The organism is Chitinolyticbacter meiyuanensis (assembly GCF_008033135.1).
Taxonomy (GTDB): Bacteria; Pseudomonadota; Gammaproteobacteria; order Burkholderiales; family Chitinibacteraceae; genus Chitinolyticbacter; species Chitinolyticbacter meiyuanensis.
The window spans coordinates 1,325,874-1,345,593 of record NZ_CP041335.1 but is presented as its reverse complement, the minus strand read 5'-3'; the positions used below and the strand labels follow the sequence as shown (position 1 = coordinate 1,345,593).

Genomic DNA, 19,720 nt, shown 5'->3' with positions numbered 1-19,720 from the left:
CCTTACAGCCACCCCGGAATGCCCTCACCCCGCGCCATCCATCTCTACCGCCAGACCCAGGCCTCCACCGAGGACGATCGCGTCAGCGCGCATGCGCCGCTGGTCAAGCGCATCGCCTACCACATGGTGTCGCGCCTGCCGGCCAGCGTGGACGTGGAAGACCTGATCCAGGTCGGCCTGATGGGATTGATGGAGGCATCGCGCAATTTCGATCCGGCCGCCGGCGTGCAGTTCGAGACCTTCGCCACCCAGCGCATCCGCGGCGCCATGCTCGACGAGCTGCGCCAGGCCGACTGGATGCCGCGCCAGGCGCGGCGCAACATGCGCGAGATCGAACAGGAAATCCACAAGCTGGAGCAGACGCTGGGCCGCGCGCCCAGCGAGGGCGAGGTCGCCCAGGGGCTGAACCTGCCGCTGGCCGAATATCAGGCGCGCCTGGCGGACGCCCGCGGCCACCAGCTCGTCTACTACGAGGATTTCGGCGACGACGGCGACAACGACCAGCTCGACCACTACACCGCCGACGAGCGCGCCAATCCATTCGAGCAGTTGTCCGACGCCGGCTTTCGCGACGTGCTGGTCGAGGGCATTTCGGCGCTGCCGGAACGTGAACAGCTGGTGATGTCGCTCTATTACGACGAAGAACTCAACCTCAAGGAAATCGGCGCCGTCCTCGGCGTCTCCGAATCGCGCGTATGCCAGCTCCATAGCCAGGCCATCGCGCGCTTGCGGTCCCGACTCACCGATTGGCTGAGCCCCACATGAACATGGACAAGACCAGTATCTTCGGCCTGCTGCTGGGCCTGATCGCCATCGTGGCCGGACAGGTGCTCGAAGGCGGCCACATCGCTTCGCTGGTACAGCCGACGGCGTTCCTGATCGTGATCGGCGGCACCATCGGCGCGGTGATGCTGCAAAGCCGGGCCACCGACTTCATCGCCGGCGTGAAGCTCGGCAAATGGGTGTTCGTGCCACCACAGCATGATTTCCGCCAGGTGCTGAACGTGATGGTGAACTGGGGGCAGCAGGCGCGGCGTGGCGGCTTGTTGGCGCTGGAGGCCTATGTTGCCGGTGAGAAGGACCCGTTCGTACGGCGCGGCCTGCAGATGCTGGTCGATGGCGCCGAGCCGGACATGATCCGCCGTGCGCTGGAGCTCGACATCGACGCCTACGAAGAGCGCGCCCGCGCCGCCGCCAAGATCTGGGAATCCGCCGGCGGCTATGCACCCACCATCGGCATTATCGGCGCGGTGATGGGGCTGATCCATGTGATGGAGAACCTGTCCGATCCGTCCAAGCTCGGCGCCGGCATCGCCGTGGCCTTCGTCGCCACCATCTACGGCGTCGGCTCGGCCAACCTGATCTTCTTGCCGATCTCCACCAAGCTCAAACACCATATCGCCAGCGAAACACGCCGCCGCGAAATGCTGCTCGAAGGCCTCGTCACCATCGCCAACGGCGAAAATCCGCGGATGCTGGAAAGCAAGCTGGCCGGCTTCCTGCACTGAGGGCGTCGTCGGCGGGCTTCGCTGAGCGTTGAAGGCCCAGGTCCGGCTCCAACGGCGGTCACCGGCACGGCGGGACCGATGCATGCGGCACACCAGACCGCGCCAGGGGGATCAATATGTTGTGGCTGCTCGCTCGTTTTCGCCTGTTCGTCGCCTGGATCGATCTCGTGTTGTTCACGCTGCTGATGGTGTTGCTGGCGCTGCTGCCGCTGTCCTGGCTGGGCTGGTATCCACGGCTGTTCCACGCGTGGTGCCGCTGCTTCGTGCGTGCGCTGAACGTGGAATTGCGCTTGCACCAGCACCATGCTCGGCCATTGCCGCGCCACTACATCCTGATCGCCAATCACCCGTCGGCGTTCGAGGATGTCGGCATCCCCGCGCTGTTTCCGGTAGTGAGCCTCGCCAAGATCGAGGTGCGCGACTGGTGGCTGGTCGGCCGTATCGCGGCAGCAGCCGGCACGCTGTTCGTGCAGCGCGAAAGCAAGGATTCGCGCCAGGCCGCGCAGGCCGCGCTGATCGATGCCGTCCGCGCCGGGCATAACGTCGCGCTCTACCCGGAAGGCGGCTGCAAGGGCCGCCGGCTGTGGGATCACTTCCTCTATGGCGCCTTCACCGTCTCGCTGGAAACCGGCGTGCCCATCGTGCCGGTGTTCCTGCACTACGAGGCGCAACAGGCGTTCGAATGGGCCGAGGGCGAGACGCTGCTGCAGAAGATCTGGCACATCGTCACCAGCCCCAACCCGGTCGCCAACTACCACGTGTTCGACGCATTCGATCCGGCCGAATTCGCCGACCGCGAGGCTTATAGCAGCCACGTCTACCACTGCTACCAAGCCTGGCAGCAGCGCTTCCTCGAGTAATCCTTATTCGGCGAGTGCCGCCAGCAGCAGCTCGACCACCTGCTTGGATGACTGTGGATTCTGCCCGGTGATGAACTGGCCATCACGCACGGCAAAGGCCTGCCAGTTGGCGGCCGGCTGGAAATCCGCGCCCAGTTCGCGCAAGCGCGATTCGAGCAGGAACGGCATCAGCGCCGTCAGGCCCACGGCCGCTTCTTCGGCATCGGTGAATGCGCTGATGTGCTGGCCGGCGACCACCGATTGGCCATCGGTGCGGCGCGCGTCAACGAGGCCGACCACGCCGTGACAGACCGCCGAGATCCACTTGCCTTGCGCATGCGCTGCCTCGACCAGCCGGCGCACGTCGGCATTGCCCGGCAGATCCCACATCGTGCCGTGGCCACCGGGGAAGAACACCGCATCAAAACCAGCGAATTCGATGTCCGCAACCGGCCGAGTCGCGGCCAGCAAGGCCTGCAGCGCGGCGTCGCCATTCATGCGCACCACGGCCGGATCGTGGCTGGCCTCGCCGGTCACGCTAGATGGATCGAGCGGAATCATCCCGCCCTTGGGGGAAGCCAGCGTCACCGTGTGGCCCGCATCAATCAACGCGTAGTACGGCACCGCCAGCTCCTCGGCCCAGACGCCGGTCGGCTTGCCGGTATCGCCCATGCGGTCGTTGGAGGTGATGATCATCAGGATGTGCTTGCTCATGGTGTGGTCTCGCGAAAGGAAGGAAGGCGGCCGATCCGCCTGCAACGCCACCCATGTTATGGCTGCACACGGCGCAGATAAACCGGGTTAACATCACTTCAGTATTTACATGATGTAATCAATGCAACGCCATCTCGCCCCGGTACAGCTCTCCAGCATCGAACTCTTTTGCAAGGCCGCCGAGCTCGGCGGCTTTACCGCTGCCGCGCGTGCGCTGGGCGTGACGCCGGCGGCGGTCAGCCGCGCGATCGGCCGACTGGAGGCGCGGCTTGCGGTGCAGCTCTTTACCCGCAGCACCCGGCAGATCCAGCTCACCGAGCCCGGCCAGGACTACTACCGGCAATGCAGCCAGGCACTGGCCCAGATCGAGGACGCCGAGCGCGCGCTGACCGGGCGGCAGAGCGAACCGGCAGGCACCGTGCGCATTTCGGTGCCAACCACCTATGGCCATCACCGGCTGCTGCCGGTGCTGCCGCGCTTCCTCGCGCTGTATCCCCAGGTGCGGGTCGAGGTGCATGTCGGCAACCGCAACATCGATTTCGTCCAGGATGGCTACGATCTCGCCATCCGACTGGGCCTGCCCGAAGACGGCCGGCTGATCGCCCGCGTGCTCGAACACGCCACGCTGGGCGTGTTCGCCGCCCCAGCCTATCTCGCCGCACGCGGCACGCCTGCATCGCTGGACGATCTGGCCCATCACGATTGCATCGCCTTCGTACTGCCCAGCAGCGGCCGGATGATGCCGTGGTCGTTCCAGGTGCTGGGCAAGGACATCGAGCACGCCATCGCCGCGCGGCTGTGGGTCGAGGAGGACGTGCTCGCCTGCGTCGGCCACGCCCGTGCGGGCGGCGGGCTGTGCCAGATGTATCACTACATCGCCGCCGAATACGTGGCACGCGGCGAGCTGGTCGAGGTGCTGCAGCCCTACGCCGGCCGCGCCCGCCCGTTCACGCTGCTCTACCCGCAACACCGCCACCGGTCGGCCAGCGTGCGCGCCTTCATCGATTTCGCCATGGCCGAACTCGCGCTCGCGCACTCGGGCACGGCGCACATCCCGCTATAATCTCCACCTTCTCGCCCCTCGGGACCGTCATGCCACTGCTGCGCAAGAAGAACGTCGCCAACGCCTCGGCCCGCGCCGCACTGCCGCCGCAGATCGCCAACGCGCTGCGCGAATCGTGGTGGTTCCTGCTGGTGGCCGTGGTGCTCTACATGGTGCTCGCACTGGCGAGCTATCACCCGGGTGATCCGGGCTGGTCACACAGCGCCAGCAGCGTGCAGGTGCACAATCGTGGCGGCATGGTCGGCGCCTGGGCTGCCGACATCCTGCTCGCGCTGTTCGGCCTGTCGGCCTGGTGGTGGGTGGCATTCTGCTTCGCCGCCATCTGGTGGGGTTATCGTCGCATCGACCGTGTCAGCGACAATCCGCACAAACCGGTGGTACTGCTCGCCTGCCTCGGCTTCGCGCTGGTGCTGCTGTCCTCCAGCAGCCTTGAAGCGCTACGGCTGCACTCGCTGCAGATTGCACTGCCACTGGCGCCCGGCGGCGTGCTCGGATTGGGCCTCGGCGGCTGGCTCTATCGCGCACTCGGCTTTGCCGGCGCCACGCTGACGCTGATCGCCGCCTGGGCCATCGGTGTCTCGCTGTTCACCGGGCTGTCCTGGCTCGCGGTGATGGAAAAACTGGGTGCTGCGCTCGAGTGGCTGTGCTTCAAGAGCATCGACACCTGGCAGGCCGCGCAGGACCGCAAGATCGGCCGGGAGGCGGCAGTCAAACGCGAGGTCAAGGTTTCCGAGGAAAAGAAGAAGCAGGAAGACAAGGCCCCTTTGAAGATCGAAACGCCGCAGCTCGAGGTCCCGATCGCCAAGCAGGCGGAAAAGCGGCTGGAGAAGGAAAAGAAGGAGCAGGAAAAGCAGCAGCAGGTTGCCGAGCAACAGGCCGCACAGCCCAGCCTGTTCGATCTCGATGACTTGCCGCCACCCGCCAAGCCGCTGCCTCGCGGCAGTACCAACGAGGCGCTGCCCGCCTTGTCGCTGCTGGCACCGGCGCCGGTGGCGCAGGAAACCATCAGCCTGGAGACGCTGGAATTCACCTCGCGGCTGATCGAGCGCAAGCTCGCTGACTTCAATGTCGAGGTGAAGGTGGTGGCAGCCTACCCGGGCCCGGTGATCACCCGCTACGAGATCGAACCTGCCGTCGGCGTGAAGGGCAGCCAGATCGTCAACCTGATGAAGGATCTGGCCCGCGCACTGGGCCTCGTGTCGATTCGTGTGGTCGAGACCATCCCCGGCAAGACCTATATGGGCCTGGAGCTGCCCAACCCCAGCCGCCAAACCATCCGCCTCTCGGAAATCCTTTCATCCGAGCCGTATCACCAAATGAGCAGCCGCCTCACCATGGCGCTGGGCAAGGACATCACCGGCAAGCCCATCGTCACCGATCTGGCCAAGGCACCGCACATGCTGGTGGCCGGCACCACCGGCTCGGGCAAGTCGGTCGGGGTCAACGCCATGATCCTGTCGCTGCTCTACAAGGCCAGCCCCGAGGACGTGCGCTTCATCATGGTCGATCCGAAGATGCTGGAGCTCTCGGTCTACGACGGTATCCCGCATCTGCTGGCGCCGGTGGTCACCGACATGAAGCTGGCTGCCAATGCGCTCAACTGGTGCGTGGCGGAGATGGAGAAGCGCTACCGGCTGATGAGCGCGATGGGCGTACGCAACCTCGCCGGCTTCAACCAGAAGGTGAAGGATGCGGAGAAGGCCGGGCAAAAGCTCACCAATCCGTTCAGCCTGACCCCAGACGATCCGGAACCCTTGAGCCACCTGCCCTTCATCGTGGTGGTGGTCGACGAGTTCGCCGACCTGATGATGGTGGCCGGCAAGAAGATCGAGGAGCTGATCGCCCGTCTGGCGCAGAAGGCCCGCGCGGCCGGCATTCATTTGATCCTGGCGACGCAGCGGCCGTCGGTCGATGTGATCACCGGCCTGATCAAGGCCAACATCCCTACCCGGATCGCATTCCAGGTGTCCAGCAAGGTGGACAGCCGCACCATCCTCGACCAGATGGGCGCCGAGGCACTGCTGGGCCAGGGCGACATGCTGTTCCTGCCGCCGGGCACCGGTTACCCGCAGCGGGTGCATGGTGCCTTCTGCGCCGACGACGAAGTGCACCGCGTGGTGGAGCACCTGAAGCAGTTCGGCGAGCCCGATTACGTCGAGGGCATCCTCAATGGCGGGTTCGAGGCCGAGGCCGCCGGTGGCGGTGGTGCGCCGTGGGAAGGTGGCGGCAGCGGCGACCCAGAAGCGGATGCGCTCTACGACGAGGCAGTAGCCTTTGTCATCAAGAGCCGCAGGGCGTCGATCTCATCGGTGCAACGCCAGCTGCGCATCGGCTACAATCGCGCCGCCCGTCTGATCGAACAGATGGAAGCTGCCGGCCTGGTGAGCCCGATGGAGACCAACGGCAACCGCACGGTGCTGGCACCACCGTCCGAATAGCATAAACCACAGCCGGGAAACTCGACTTGAACGGGCATGGCCATCCATGCTATAAACTCGGTTTTTCCGGAAGTCAGGGAACTTCAATCATGGCACGAGTATGCAAAGTTACCGGCAAGCGCCCGGTAACCGGGAACAACGTTTCCCACGCCAACAACAAGACCAAGCGTCGCTTCCTCCCGAACCTGCAATCGCGCCGTTTCTGGGTTGAGAGCGAAAACCGTTGGGTACGCCTGCGCGTTTCCAACGCAGCCCTGCGCACCATCGACAAGAACGGCATCGACGTCGTCCTGGCCGATCTGCGCGCTCGTGGCGAACTGTAAGGAGTTGACCGATCATGCGTGAAAAGATCAAGCTCGAATCGTCCGCCGGTACTGGTCACTTCTACACCACGACCAAGAACAAGCGCACCATGCCTGAGAAGATGGAGATCAAGAAGTTCGATCCCGTCGCTCGCAAGCATGTGATGTACAAAGAAACCAAGCTCAAGTAAGCCGCTCCCTGGCTGCTGGGACTTGAACAAAAACCCCGCCTCGGCGGGGTTTTTGTTTGGCTGCACGGAACCGGGATCAGCTGTGAAGCAAGGCTAGAGCGACCAGACTTCGCGCAGCACTTCGCGCAGCATGCCGATCATCGGATCCATCTCGCGCTCTGCCGAATAGATGAACTGCAGCGGCGCCGTGATCACGATCTCGCCGCCACGCCAGAGGGTGATCGAGCCATCGGCGGCAAAGCGCTGCGCGGTGCGCTCCGCCAGGATGGAGATGCCGACGCCCGCCTTCAGCATCTCCACCAGCGTCGCCTCCTCGTCGAACTCGCCCACCTTCTTGGGCGCGATATTGCGCTCGCGCCACAGCTCCTGCGTGATCGACGACAGACTGGTGAACTGCGACAAGCCCAGCCATGGCGCCTGGCCGAGCACTTTCCAGTCCGCCTCAGCATAGGCATCGACCCATGCAGCTGGCATCGCCACGCAAAAACGCAGCTCGGACAATGCCAGCGTGTTCACGTTCTGATAGGGATTGCGGCCAAGGTAGAAGCCGCCATCCAAGGCCTTCTTGCGCACGTCGTTCAGCACCACGCCGGAGATCGCGTGTTGGGTCTGCACGGTGATCAGCGGATAGCGCTCGCGCAGCACCGCCAGCAGCGGCCCCAGCTTGAGGCGGGCCGGCACACCGATAGTGCCGATGCGCAGCTTGCCTTTGGGTTCGCCCGCCATCGCCCGGGCGCGGTGCAGCATGTCGCGTGACAGGGCCAGGATGCGCTCGGCATCAGGCAATAGCATCTTGCCTGCTTCGGTGAGCTGGACACCACCCGGATAGCGCTCGAACAAGGCGATGCCGAGTTCCTCTTCCAAGGCCTTGATCTGGGCGGTCACCGCCGGCTGCGACAGGTGCAGCAGCTCGGCAGCCTGGGTCAGGTGCCCCTGCTGGGCAACCGCGACCAGCGTGCGCAGTTGGTAGATTTCCATATCAGGATTATCCCTAGTTTGGCGCACCCTGTCTTTTTCTGGTGCGCGGAACGGTCACCCCGCCAAGCCAGACGTACAAAGCCCTTGACCCATTTTTGCGGCGCAACATCAGGATTGCTGATCCGCAATATCAGAAATTGCGATTGGCGAGGGGCCGAGCGCGACTTTTAGATTGGCTTCGCTGGCGCGGCCGGTCCGCGCTCCACCGGAGACAAGCATGGATGAAACCCTGATCCGCCGAATCGAGGACAACCCCAAGTTCGCCGAACTCGTGCGTAAGAAGACCCGCTTCGGCTGGTTGCTGTCGATCGTGATGCTGGCCATCTACTACGGCTTCATCCTCATCATCGCATTCTCGCCGGCCACCTTCGGCACGCCGATCGCGGCGGGCAGCGTGACCACCATCGGCATCCCCGCCGGCATCTTCGTGATCGTGTCGGCCTTCGTCATCACCGGCATCTACGTACGCCGCGCCAACCGCGAGTTCGACCAGCTCAATGCCGAACTGGTGCGGGAGGTGCGCGCATGAACCGCCGCCACCGCAACCTCGCCGTCGCGCTCGCCGCACAGGCCCTTGCCCTGCCCGCCTGGGCCGCCGATGCCATCAGTGGCGAAGTACACCAGCGCAGCCTGAACTGGCACGCCATCGTGATGTTCTTCGTCTTTGTCGCCTTCACACTGGGCATCACCTGGTGGGCGTCGCGGCGCACCCGCTCGGCCAAGGATTTCTACGCGGCGGGCGGCGGCATCAGCGGCTTCCAGAACGGCCTCGCGATCGCTGGCGACTACATGTCGGCGGCGTCCTTTCTGGGTATCTCGGCGCTGGTGATGACGAGCGGCTTCGATGGCCTGATCTACTCGATCGGCTTCCTGGTCGGCTGGCCCATCATCACCTTCCTGGTAGCCGAGCGGCTGCGCAACCTCGGCAAGTTCACCTTTGCCGATGTCGCCTCGTATCGCTTGGCGCAGACACCAGTGCGCACCTTTGCCGCCGTCGGCACGCTGGTGGTGGTGGCGCTCTACCTGATCGCACAGATGGTCGGTGCCGGCAAGCTGATCCAGCTGCTGTTCGGCATGAGCTACAGCTCGGCGGTAGTTCTCGTCGGCGTGTTGATGGTGCTGTACGTCACCTTCGGCGGCATGCTGGCGACCACCTGGGTGCAGATCATCAAGGCCATCATGCTGCTGGCTGGCGCCACCTTCATGGCGGTGATGGTGCTCGCGGCCACCGGTTTCAGCTTCGAGAGCCTGTTCCAGACCGCCGTGGCCGGTCACCCCAAGGCACAGGCCATCATGAGTCCGGGCGGCCTGGTCTCCAATCCGATCGACGCGATCTCACTGGGCGTGGGCCTGATGTTCGGCACCGCCGGCCTGCCGCACATCCTGATGCGCTTCTTCACGGTGAAGGACGCCAAGGAAGCGCGCAAGAGTGTGTTCGTCGCCACCGGCTTCATCGGTTACTTCTACATCCTGACCTTCATCATCGGTTTCGGCGCCATCATGCTGGTACTCGGCAAGCCCGAATTCACCGAGACCATCATGAAGGACGGTAACCCGGTGCAGCAGCTGATCGGTGGTGCCAACATGGCGGCGGTACACTTGGCTGGAGCCGTCGGTGGCGACTACTTCCTCGGCTTCATCTCGGCCGTGGCCTTCGCCACCATCCTCGCCGTGGTTTCGGGCCTCGCGCTGTCGGGTGCATCGGCGGTGTCGCACGACCTCTACGCCAATGTATTCGCCCGTGGCCATGCCGATGAGGCGAAGGAAATCCGCGTCTCCAAGATCGCCACCGTGGTGCTCGGCCTCGTTGCCATCGTGCTCGGGATCGCGTTCGAGAACCAGAACGTCGCCTTCATGGTCGGCCTCGCGTTCGCCATCGCAGCCTCCGCCAACTTCCCGGTGCTGTTCCTCTCGATGTTCTGGAAGGGGCTGACCACGCGCGGCGCGGTGATCGGCGGCCTGATCGGCCTCGTCAGCGCCGTGGTGATGATCGTGTTGGGGCCGGCCGTATGGGTGAAGACGCTGGGCCACGCCGCTGCGATCTTCCCGTACGAAAATCCGGCCATCTTCTCGATGCCGCTCGCCTTCATCAGCATCTGGCTGGTGTCGGTACTCGATACCAGCGCGCAGGCGGCGCGGGAAAAAGCGCTGTTCCTGCCGCAGTTCATCCGGGCGATGACCGGTATCGGCGCAGAAGGCGCATCACAACACTGACCGGTAACGGTCTTTACAAGGCGCGGCCACGGCCGCGCCTTTTTCATGCCCACACCAGTCGCAACGCGGATGACAAACCCTGCAATCTTTCCCACGCCCTTCTTGCACCACCAGCTGACGCGATGCACCATCAGAAATGCTGATTTGGTGCATCAGAAAATCCGATTGGCATGTCCCCAAACCGCTTCTTAGATTCAGTCGCAATCATCCTTGCGATGATGACACCCCAATTCTCAGCCCGCGCGTCGGGGCACACTGGAGATGGCAATGGAAAAGCAACCCCTCACCAAGGACGAGAAGCGCGTCATCTTCGCGTCTTCGCTGGGCACGGTGTTCGAGTGGTACGACTTCTACCTGTACGGCTCGCTCGCAGTCATCATCGCCAAGCATTTCTTTGCCGGCGTCAACGAAACCACCGCCTTCATCTTCGCGCTGCTGGCCTTCGCGGCAGGCTTCGCGGTGCGCCCGTTCGGCGCCATCGTGTTCGGCCGCCTCGGTGACATGATCGGCCGCAAGTACACCTTCCTGATCACCATCCTGATCATGGGCACTTCCACCGCCATCGTCGGCCTGTTGCCGGGCTACGCCAGCATCGGCGTGGCGGCGCCGGTGATCCTGATCATCCTGCGGCTGCTGCAGGGCCTGGCGCTCGGTGGCGAGTACGGCGGCGCCGCGACCTATGTCGCCGAGCATGCGCCGCACGGCAAGCGCGGCTTCTTCACCAGCTGGATCCAGACCACGGCGACGCTCGGCTTGTTCCTGTCGCTGCTGGTGATCTGGATCTGCCGCAACAGCTTCGGCAAGGAGGCCTTCGAGGATTGGGGCTGGCGCGTGCCCTTCCTCGTCTCCATCGTGCTGCTGATCGTGTCGGTGTACATCCGGCTGCAGCTGAACGAATCGCCAGTGTTCAAGAAGATGAAGGAGCAAGGCCGCCACTCCAAGGCCCCTTTGACCGAAGCCTTCCTGCGCTGGCCCAACCTCAAGGTAGTGCTGCTGTCGCTGTTCGGCGGCACGGCCGGTCAGGCCGTGGTGTGGTACACCGGCCAGTTCTATGCCCTCTTCTTCCTGACCAAGACGCTAGGCGTCGATGCCAACCGCGCCGACATCCTGATCGCCGTCTCGCTGGCGATTGCCACGCCGTTCTTCATCTTCTTCGGCTCGCTGTCGGACCGGATCGGCCGCAAGCGCATCATCCTGGCCGGCTGCCTGATCGCCGCGCTCGCCTACTTCCCCATCTTCAAGGGGCTCACCCACTTCGCCAATCCGGCCCTGGAACAGGCAGTTGCCACCGCACCTGTGGTGGTCACGGCCGATCCTGAACGCTGCGCCTTCCAGTTCGATCCGATCGGCAAGGCGTCCTTCAAGCAATCGTGCGACATCATCAAGACCGCGCTGGCGAAGAAGGGTGTGCCCTATACCAACCAAGCCGCACCGGCCGGCACCGTCGCCACTGTCACGGTGGGCGGCACTCGCATCGAGAGCTTCGAGGGCGTGGGTTTGCCGAAGGAGGAGTTCACCGCCAAGTCCGATGCGTTCAACCTCGCACTCGGCGCCGCGCTGACCACCGGCGGCTACCCGGCCAAGGCGGATCCGGAGCAGATGAACACGCCGATGGTGATCGTGCTGCTGACCATCCTGGTACTGTTCGTGACCATGGTGTACGGCCCGATCGCGGCCTGGCTGGTGGAGCTCTTTCCCACCCGCATCCGCTACTCGTCGATGTCACTGCCCTACCACATCGGCAACGGCTGGTTCGGCGGCTTCCTGCCGACGGTGGCCTTCGCCATGGTGGCCGCGACCGGCAACATCTACTACGGCCTGTGGTATCCCATCGTCGTGGCACTGGCCACCTTCGTGATCGGCGTGTTCTGCGTGCCGGAAACCAAGGATCGCGATATCTACGCCGACGACTGAACCACGCTCCCCCAACGACAGGGCGCTGAGGCGCCCTGTTTTTGCACCAAGTTGGTGCAACTTAGATCAGCAGAACTGATACCCCGGATCAGAAAACACGATTGGATTGCAGCGGCTAAGGGTTTTACATTAGCGCGCATCCTCGCGTTACTGACACTTTCGGCAAGAAGGAGCAGCAATGAGCAGCATCGATTCCGTCCTCAAGGAAACCCGCCTTTTCCCGCCGAGCGACGATTTCCGCGTCAAGGCCAATGTCTCGGGCATGGAGGGCTACAACGCCCTGTGCGACAAGGCCAGCACCGATTACGAAGGCTTCTGGGCCGACCAGGCCCGTGAGCTGGTTGCCTGGAAAAAGCCATTCTCCAAGGTCCTGAACCAGGACAACGCACCCTACTTCAAGTGGTTCGAGGATGGCATCCTCAACGTGTCGTACAACTGTATCGACCGCCACCTGGAAGCACGCGCCAACAAGGTCGCCATCATTTTCGAAGCGGACGACGGCTCGGTCACCAAGGTGACCTACCGCGACCTGCACCACCGCGTCTGCCAGTTTGCCAATGGCTTGAAGAGCCTGGGAGTCGGCAAAGGCGACCGCGTGGTCATCTACATGCCGCACGGCATCGAAGCCGTAGTGGCCATGCAGGCCACCGCCCGCATCGGCGCCATCCACTCGGTCGTGTTCGGCGGCTTCTCGGCCGGCGCGCTGCGTGACCGCATCGCCGATGCCGAAGCCAAGATCATCATCACCGCCAACGAATCGGTGCGTGGCGGCAAGGCCGTACCGCTGAAGGCCACCACCGACGAGGCCCTGGGCCTCGGTGGTTGCGAAACGGTGCAGAAGGTCGTGGTGTTCCAGCGCACCAGCAACAAGCCGGAGCACTGGGCCGAAGAGCGCAACATCTGGTGGCACAACCTGGTCAAGGGCCAAGCTGACGAATGCGAGCCGGAATGGGTCGACGCTGAGCACCCGCTGTTCATCCTCTACACCTCCGGCTCGACCGGCAAGCCCAAGGGCATCCAGCACAGCACCGGCGGTTACCTGCTGGGCGCGCTGGTGACCATGAAGTGGGTGTTCGACTACAAGGATTCCGACGTCTACTGGTGCACGGCCGATGTGGGCTGGATCACCGGCCACAGCTACGTCACCTACGGCCCGCTGGCCATCGGCGCGACGCAAGTGGTGTTCGAAGGCGTGCCGACCTATCCGGATGCCGGCCGCTTCTGGTCCATGATCGAGAAGCACAGCGTCACCACCTTCTACACCGCGCCGACCGCCATCCGCTCGCTGATCAAGCTCGGCGGCGACCTGCCGAAGAAGCATGACCTGTCCAGCCTGCGCCTACTGGGCACCGTCGGCGAGCCGATCAACCCCGAAGCCTGGATGTGGTATCACGAGACCGTCGGTGGCGGCCGTTGCCCCATCGTCGATACCTGGTGGCAGACCGAAACCGGCGCCAACATGATCGCGCCGCTGCCGGGTGCCGTCGCCACCAAGCCGGGTTCGTGCACGTTGCCGCTGCCGGGCATCATCGCCGACATCGTCGACGAGGCCGGTGCACCGGTCGAGCCGGGCAAGGGTGGTTTCCTGGTGGTGAAGAAGCCGTGGCCATCCATGGTCCGCACCATCTGGAACGACGCCGAGCGCTTCAAGAAGACCTACTTCCCGGATGATTTCAACGGCAAGCTCTACCTCGCCGGCGATTCGGCCCACTTCGACGAGAATGGCTACATCTGGATCATGGGCCGCATCGACGACGTGCTGAACGTCTCTGGCCACCGCCTGGGCACCATGGAAATCGAATCGGCCCTGGTTGCCAACCCGCTGGTGGCCGAAGCCGCCGTGGTCGGCAAGCCGCACGAGATCAAGGGTGAGGCCGTCGTTGCCTTCGTGGTGCTCAAGGGCGCCCGCCCGGAAGGCGAGGAAGCGAAGAAGCTCGCCAAGGAGCTGCGCGAATGGGTTGCCCACGAGATCGGCAAGATCGCCCAGCCAGACGAGATCCGCTTCGGCGACAACCTGCCCAAGACCCGTTCGGGCAAGATCATGCGCCGCCTGCTGCGCGTGATCGCCAAGGGTGAGGAGATCACCCAGGACGTCTCGACGCTGGAAAACCCGGCCATTCTGGAGCAGCTGCGCCACAGCGCACTGTGATCGGAACAGGCGGCAGATTGTAGTAACCAGTCACGGCAGTAACCTTGAGGCCCTCCGGATACGGTGGGCCATTTTTTTGCGCCGGCGCAAGCGCCGCCCCTTCCCACTGACTGCCACGCCATGGACAATCGGCCATCCCCTCAACCGGTTCCCGCCATGGCCAACGACCAGCACCTGATCGAAACCCGAGTCGAGAGCGAGCGCGTCTTCGACGGCGCTCTATTGCACATCAACCGCGACACCGTCCGCCTGCCCGACGGTGGGCTGGCCACTCGTGAATACGTGCTGCACCCCGGTGCAGTGATGGTGATCCCGGTGCTGGACGACGGGCGCCTGCTGATGGAGCGCCAGTTCCGCTATCCGCTCGATCGGGTATTCATCGAGTTCCCGGCCGGCAAGCTCGATCCGGACGAGACACCGCTTGCCTGCGGCCAGCGCGAGCTGCTGGAAGAAACCGGTTACACCGCGCGGGACTGGGATTACCTCGGCGTGCTGCACCCCATCATCAGCTACACCACCGAGGAGATACACCTGTTCATCGCGCGCGGCCTCACTGCCGGAGAAGCCCGACTGGACGAGGGCGAGTTTGTCGAAACGGTGGCCATGGGCATGGACGAGCTGGTGGACGGCGTGCGGAGCGGCCGCATCACCGATGCCAAGACAGTCTCCGGGCTGTTCTGGCTGCAGCACCGCGCAACACGCTAGCCGGGCAAGAAAAACGGGCGCCACGGCGCCCGTTTTCGTGAAGCGGAAGTCGACTCAATCGAGTACGCGCTCGCGCACGATCTTCCAGCCGTCCTTTTCCTGCTGCAGGATCAGCTGCTTCTGCACGCTGTCGCTGTAGCCAGCTGCGGCGTAATGCTGGGTGAACTGGACCTCGGCCGCACGCGACGATTGCTTGAGTACCTTCATGTCCTCAAGCTTCACGGTGATCGCGCCGGGCCGATTCAGCCGGTCGCCGCGCTGCGCTTCCCAGCTCGCGCGATCAAGCCCACCTTCGGGCTTGAACTCACTGCCGTAGCGGGCGAGGTAGCCCTGCACGTTCTTGTTCGACCAATCCTTGGCCCAGCCGTCGATCGACTGCTGCAGCGACTGCGGCGCAACCGGGGCAGAAGACACCGGCTTGACCGCGGCCGGCTCGATGCTACGCGGCACGGCATCGGGCGCGCCCTGTTTCAGCGGCGCCAGCGGCAGCGGCTCGGCATACTGCGCCGAGCTGTCCGGCAGGTTGAGCGCGCAGCCGATCTGCTCGTCGGTGAGTTCGCCGCCGCCGAATTCGTTGGTGTTGATGTCGCCTTGCAGCGGCGCCAGCTTCAGCGTCGGTAGCAGCTGGTGAGTTTGTGCCAGCACGCGCGCCACTGCGATTTCGCGATCGATGCGGGCATTGACCAGCGAGCGCGCCGCATCGAACAGTTCGTTCTCGGTATCGAGCACGTCGAGCAAGGTACGCTGGCCGATATCAAATTGCTGGCGATAGGCATCACGCGCCTTGCGCGTGGACAGCTCGTGCTGCTCGAGGTAGGTCAGCTGGCGATTGAGCCGCTGCACATCGTTCCAGGCAATGGCCGTGCTCTGACGGATGTCGCGGCAGGCCTTGTCGCGCACTTCGAACGACGCATTCAGCTGCTCCAGCGATTGCCGCTCGCGGGCGCGGTCGGCGCCGCCACTGAACAGGTTGTAGTTGAGCATCAGCATCACGCGGCTGGTCCGGTAGTCTCCATCGACACCGTCCTGATTGCGCTCGTAACCCTGGCTCGCCTGCAGCTCCAGTGTCGGGTAGTAGCCAGACTTGCTCACGCCCACCCCGGCACGTGCCGCGCGGATGGCCGCAACCGAGGCCTGGAACGACGGATTCTGCTTCACCGCCAGGGACAGCAGTTCGCTGGCCTGCGGCAGCGCGGTATCGAGCGAAGCCGGACGGGTCAGCTCGTCGGCCTCTTCGCCGACCAGCCGGGCATAGCGTGCCGACACATCGTAGAGGTTGGCCTGTTCGGTCATCAGGTTGGATTCGGCCAGAGCCAGGCGACCGGCAGCCTGCTCGAGGTCGACCCGACGGCCAACGCCGGCCTGGGTGCGCTCCTCGATCAGCTTGTAGATATCCTGGTGGGTTGCCAGGTTGCGTCGGGCCAGATCGGCCTGTTCGCGATAACGCAGCACGTCGTAGTAGGCGGCCACAGCCTGCAGCGCGAATTCATCGGAACTCGCCAGCAGTTCGAAATAGGCGGATTGCTTGTCGTAGCCGAGGCGCCGAACCTGATCGCGGGTGGCGAAGCCATCGAACAGCAACTGGCGCAACGAGAGCGTGGCGCTCGGGTTGTAATAGTTATCCTTGCTGCTACCCTCATCATGTTGCCAGACCTGACCGGCACCGGCCTGCAGGTCGACGCGGGGCAGGAAGCCGCCTTCGGCAACACGCTGTGCTTCGCTACTGGCGCGGAACTGGTACCAGCGGGTCTTTACATCCGGGTTGCGCAGGATGGTCTTTTCGACGGCTTGATCGAGCGTGGTTGCTTGAGCGGTCCCGGCCAAGGCCAGGGAGAGAGCGAGTAACAACGGTCGGCATCGCATGGACTACCCCTTCGAAGATGTTCGTTTTTCTGACAATATCGACAATATTTTTTCCCCGATTCTAGCAGAGAACAGGCGTGCATTCTGGCCTGCTGTCTGCGAAAACAACCGTTTTGCCGGCATTGCGCGTAGGACCAACCCTTTTTAATCCGTCAGCATAGAGCTTACCAACGTGTGGTTTAGTTCCGGTTACCGGATAAAACCTTTCCCAGTATTCAGCGGATTTCTTACAATCCTGCTGTCGCTGGGCCTTGCCCTTGCCGCCGTCAACACCGCGCGCATGCAGGCCTTTCTTGGCGAGCGCTTCGGCAGCAAGCCCATCACCCTGTATACCGACTGGCGTCGCTTGATCGGCGAGCTGCGTGGCGCGCCCGACGACGTACGGCTGGCCCGCATCAATGATCTCTTCAACCGCCATATCGCCTTTCTAGACGACAGTGCGCTCTGGGGTGAAGCCGACTACTGGGCGACACCGCTGGAAACCATCGGCAAGATGGGCGGTGATTGCGAGGATTTCACCATTGCCAAGTACTTCACCCTGGTCGAGGCCGGGGTCGAGCCGGCCAAGCTGCGCCTCACCTACGTCAAGGCCCGCATCGGCGGGCCACAAAGCAAGGTGACCCAGGCGCACATGGTACTGACCTATTACGACACCCCGCAGGCCGAGCCGCTGGTACTCGACAACCTGATCGGCGAGATCCGCCCGGCCTCGCGCCGGCCGGACCTGCTGCCGGTGTTCAGCTTCAACCGCGACGGCGTGTATGTCGGCGGCGCGGCCCCTGCGCCGGTCGAACGACTGTCGCGCTGGACCAATCTGCTACTGCGCATGCAGGCGCAGGGCTACGATCCTTGAGGATTCAACGATGTCATTGCTCCGACAACTCTGGCTGCTGGTGATCACCGCCACCGTGATCGCCTTCCTTGGCAGCTTCATTGTCAGCCTCTATACGGCACGCAACTACCTGGAACAGCAGCTGTACGCGCAAAGCACCGACAGCGCAGCCAGCTTGGCGCTGTCGATGACGCAGCAGCCCAAGGACGAGGCCACCATTGAGCTGATGGTCACTGCGCTGTTCGACAGCGGCCACTTCGAGGTGGTGCGCTACAGCGATACTGGCGGCAAGGTCGTCGCCGAGCGCGTCAATCCCGGGGAGACTGGCAGCGTGCCGCAATGGTTCATCGACCTGTTCCCGATCGAGGTCAGTGCCGGGCAGGCCGATGTCAGCGATGGCTGGAAGCAGGCAGGCCGCGTCACCGTGATGGCGCACTCGCGCTTCGCCTACCAGTCGTTGTGGGATGGCGCAGTCAAGCTGCTGCTGTGGATCAGCGCCGCCGGCCTACTGTCAGGGCTGGTGCTGCACCGGTTGTTCCTGTGGGTGAAGCGCCCGATCGTGCAGATGGTGGGCCAGGCCGAAGCGATCAGCGAGCGTCGTTTCGTCACCATCCCCGTACCGCGGGTGACCGAGCTGCGCGCCGTGGTGCAGGCGATGAACACCATGGTCGAGCGGGTGAAGACCATGTTCGCCGAACAGGCAGCACGCATCGACGCACTGCGCAGCGAAGCCAACCGCGATGCGCTCACCCAGCTACCCAACCGCAGTTTCTTCATGGGGCGACTGGCACAGGCGCTGGGCGACGAGGAATCGGCCCCGGAAGGCGCCCTGCTGCTGCTGCGGTTGCGCGATCTGATGGGACTCAACCGCCGGCTCGGCCGCGAACGGGCCGACCAGTTCCTGCAATCGGTGGCCGGCAAGCTTGGTGCCGTGCTCGGCCATGAGCCCGATGCGCTGCTGGCCCGGCTGAACGGCGCCGACTTCGCCGTGCTGCTCCCGGGCGACGATGCGGCGCGCGCCGGCGAACTGGCCGAGCGCATGCAGGCGGGCCTCGCCGAGCTGCGACGCGCCGAGCTCGCCGACCAGCACGACCTCGCCGCCATCGGCATCACCCCATACCGCGCCGGCGAGGCCATCGGCACCGTGCTGGCGCGCACCGATGAAGCGCTGGCCCAGGCTGAAGGCAGCAGCAACGGCATCCACGCGGCGCAACTGGGCAGTGCCCTGCCCGCCCGTTCCGGCCAGGATTGGCAGCAGGTACTGCGCCACGCACTCGACGAAGGCGCGTTCCGGCTCGCCAGCTACCCGGTCCTGCGCCGCGATGGTGAGCTTTGGCATCGCGAACTGATGCTGCGGCTGCAGCAAGCAGATGGCCAGCTGCTGACCGCCGGCACCTTCATGCCCATGGCCAGCCGGCTGGGCATGACCAGCGCGCTGGATCTGGAAACCGTGCGCCTCGCCTGCGCCGAACTGGCGCACAGCCAGGCCGATGTGGCGGTCAACCTGTCCGCCGTCTCGATTGCCGATGTGCAGTTCGTCGACAAACTGCTGGAGCTGCTGCGCAGCCAGAAGGCGCATACCGGCAGGCTGTGGCTGGAAGTGAACGAATTCGGTTTCCGCGACGAAATGCTGGCGCTCGCCGAGTTCGCCCGCCGGCTGCGTCCGTTGGGCTGCAAGGTGGGCATCGAGCACTTCGGCCGCCATTTCGGCAGCATTCCGCAGCTGTTCGAACTGCAGCTCGATTACCTGAAGATCGACAGCAGCTTCGTCCAGGGCATCGAGGCGCACGCCGGCAACCAGCAGCTGATCAAGGCCATCGTCGGCGTGGCCGACGGCAACGGCTTGCTTACCATCGCCGAGGGCGTGCAGACCAATGCCGAATGGGACATGCTCGCCAAACTCGGAGTGCAGGGCATGACCGGTCCAGTGACGACCAACCGCGCTTCCACCTGATCGGCACCTGCATAAAAAAACGGCGCTCCGCGGAGCGCCGTTTTCAATGGGGCCGC

Annotated in this window: 17 protein-coding genes; 14 read left to right on the top strand and 3 right to left on the bottom strand. The window is 64.2% G+C overall.

The window, feature by feature from the left end; translation table 11 throughout:
• Positions 1–18: 18 nt before the first annotated feature.
• The 3 genes from FLM21_RS06430 to FLM21_RS06420 all read left to right on the top strand — a co-directional run bounded on the left by FLM21_RS06430 (position 19) and on the right by FLM21_RS06420 (position 2,368).
• Complete coding sequence (locus FLM21_RS06430) at positions 19–765, top strand: RNA polymerase sigma factor FliA (RefSeq protein ID WP_148714770.1); 747 nt, start codon at positions 19–21, stop codon at positions 763–765.
• Positions 766–767: 2 nt separating this feature from the next.
• A complete protein-coding gene (locus FLM21_RS06425; protein WP_148714769.1) occupies positions 768–1,508 on the top strand; it encodes a flagellar motor protein in 741 nt (246 codons plus the stop codon).
• A gap of 116 nt (positions 1,509–1,624) precedes the next feature.
• Entirely contained in the window at positions 1,625–2,368 is a 744-nt protein-coding gene (locus FLM21_RS06420) for a lysophospholipid acyltransferase family protein (protein ID WP_148714768.1), read from the top strand.
• A gap of 3 nt (positions 2,369–2,371) precedes the next feature.
• Here FLM21_RS06420 and FLM21_RS06415 read toward each other — a convergent pair whose 3' ends face one another.
• Positions 2,372–3,061, bottom strand: a complete 690-nt coding sequence (locus tag FLM21_RS06415) for a type 1 glutamine amidotransferase domain-containing protein (RefSeq protein WP_148714767.1) — start codon at positions 3,059–3,061, stop codon at positions 2,372–2,374.
• A gap of 121 nt (positions 3,062–3,182) precedes the next feature.
• Here FLM21_RS06415 and FLM21_RS06410 point away from each other — a divergent pair, with 121 nt between their 5' ends.
• From FLM21_RS06410 to rpmG, 4 genes are all read left to right on the top strand, one after another.
• Positions 3,183–4,124: a LysR family transcriptional regulator gene (locus FLM21_RS06410; protein WP_148714766.1), complete on the top strand. Its 942-nt coding sequence runs from the start codon at positions 3,183–3,185 to the stop codon at positions 4,122–4,124.
• Between the two features lie 29 nt (positions 4,125–4,153).
• Positions 4,154–6,562, top strand: a complete 2,409-nt coding sequence (locus tag FLM21_RS06405) for a DNA translocase FtsK (protein ID WP_148714765.1) — start codon at positions 4,154–4,156, stop codon at positions 6,560–6,562.
• 89 nt (positions 6,563–6,651) lie between these two features.
• A complete protein-coding gene (gene rpmB, locus FLM21_RS06400; RefSeq protein WP_148714764.1) occupies positions 6,652–6,885 on the top strand; it encodes a 50S ribosomal protein L28 in 234 nt (77 codons plus the stop codon).
• 14 nt (positions 6,886–6,899) lie between these two features.
• The gene (rpmG, locus tag FLM21_RS06395; RefSeq protein ID WP_013441158.1) at positions 6,900–7,055 is read left to right on the top strand and encodes a 50S ribosomal protein L33; all 156 of its coding nucleotides are present in this window, start codon (positions 6,900–6,902) and stop codon (positions 7,053–7,055) included.
• A gap of 93 nt (positions 7,056–7,148) precedes the next feature.
• Here the strand turns inward: rpmG and FLM21_RS06390 are convergent, their stop codons facing one another.
• Positions 7,149–8,033, bottom strand: coding sequence for a LysR family transcriptional regulator (locus FLM21_RS06390; RefSeq protein WP_148714763.1), 885 nt, complete (start codon positions 8,031–8,033; stop codon positions 7,149–7,151).
• A 217-nt stretch (positions 8,034–8,250) separates the two neighbouring features.
• Here FLM21_RS06390 and FLM21_RS06385 point away from each other — a divergent pair, with 217 nt between their 5' ends.
• The 5 genes from FLM21_RS06385 to FLM21_RS06365 all read left to right on the top strand — a co-directional run bounded on the left by FLM21_RS06385 (position 8,251) and on the right by FLM21_RS06365 (position 15,015).
• Positions 8,251–8,562: a DUF485 domain-containing protein gene (locus tag FLM21_RS06385; protein ID WP_148714762.1), complete on the top strand. Its 312-nt coding sequence runs from the start codon at positions 8,251–8,253 to the stop codon at positions 8,560–8,562.
• Complete coding sequence (locus FLM21_RS06380) at positions 8,559–10,247, top strand: cation acetate symporter (RefSeq protein ID WP_148714761.1); 1,689 nt, start codon at positions 8,559–8,561, stop codon at positions 10,245–10,247. Before FLM21_RS06385 ends, FLM21_RS06380 begins: the two co-directional genes overlap by 4 nt.
• Positions 10,248–10,514: 267 nt before the next feature.
• Positions 10,515–12,161 carry an MFS transporter gene (locus FLM21_RS06375; RefSeq protein ID WP_246120835.1) on the top strand — a complete coding sequence of 549 codons (1,647 nt, stop codon included), beginning with the start codon at positions 10,515–10,517 and terminating at the stop codon, positions 12,159–12,161.
• 178 nt (positions 12,162–12,339) lie between these two features.
• Positions 12,340–14,310, top strand: a complete 1,971-nt coding sequence (acs, locus tag FLM21_RS06370) for an acetate--CoA ligase (protein WP_148714759.1) — start codon at positions 12,340–12,342, stop codon at positions 14,308–14,310.
• A 156-nt stretch (positions 14,311–14,466) separates the two neighbouring features.
• Positions 14,467–15,015, top strand: coding sequence for an NUDIX domain-containing protein (locus FLM21_RS06365; RefSeq protein ID WP_148714758.1), 549 nt, complete (start codon positions 14,467–14,469; stop codon positions 15,013–15,015).
• Positions 15,016–15,069: 54 nt separating this feature from the next.
• Here the strand turns inward: FLM21_RS06365 and FLM21_RS06360 are convergent, their stop codons facing one another.
• A complete protein-coding gene (locus tag FLM21_RS06360; protein ID WP_148714757.1) occupies positions 15,070–16,878 on the bottom strand; it encodes a TolC family outer membrane protein in 1,809 nt (602 codons plus the stop codon).
• A gap of 172 nt (positions 16,879–17,050) precedes the next feature.
• On the opposite strand from FLM21_RS06360, the gene FLM21_RS06355 reads away from it, so the two are divergent.
• Both FLM21_RS06355 and FLM21_RS06350 read left to right on the top strand, forming a co-directional pair.
• Positions 17,051–17,731: a transglutaminase-like cysteine peptidase gene (locus FLM21_RS06355; RefSeq protein WP_246120834.1), complete on the top strand. Its 681-nt coding sequence runs from the start codon at positions 17,051–17,053 to the stop codon at positions 17,729–17,731.
• Positions 17,732–17,741: 10 nt separating this feature from the next.
• Entirely contained in the window at positions 17,742–19,664 is a 1,923-nt protein-coding gene (locus FLM21_RS06350) for a bifunctional diguanylate cyclase/phosphodiesterase (protein WP_187360112.1), read from the top strand.
• Positions 19,665–19,720 lie beyond the last annotated feature (56 nt).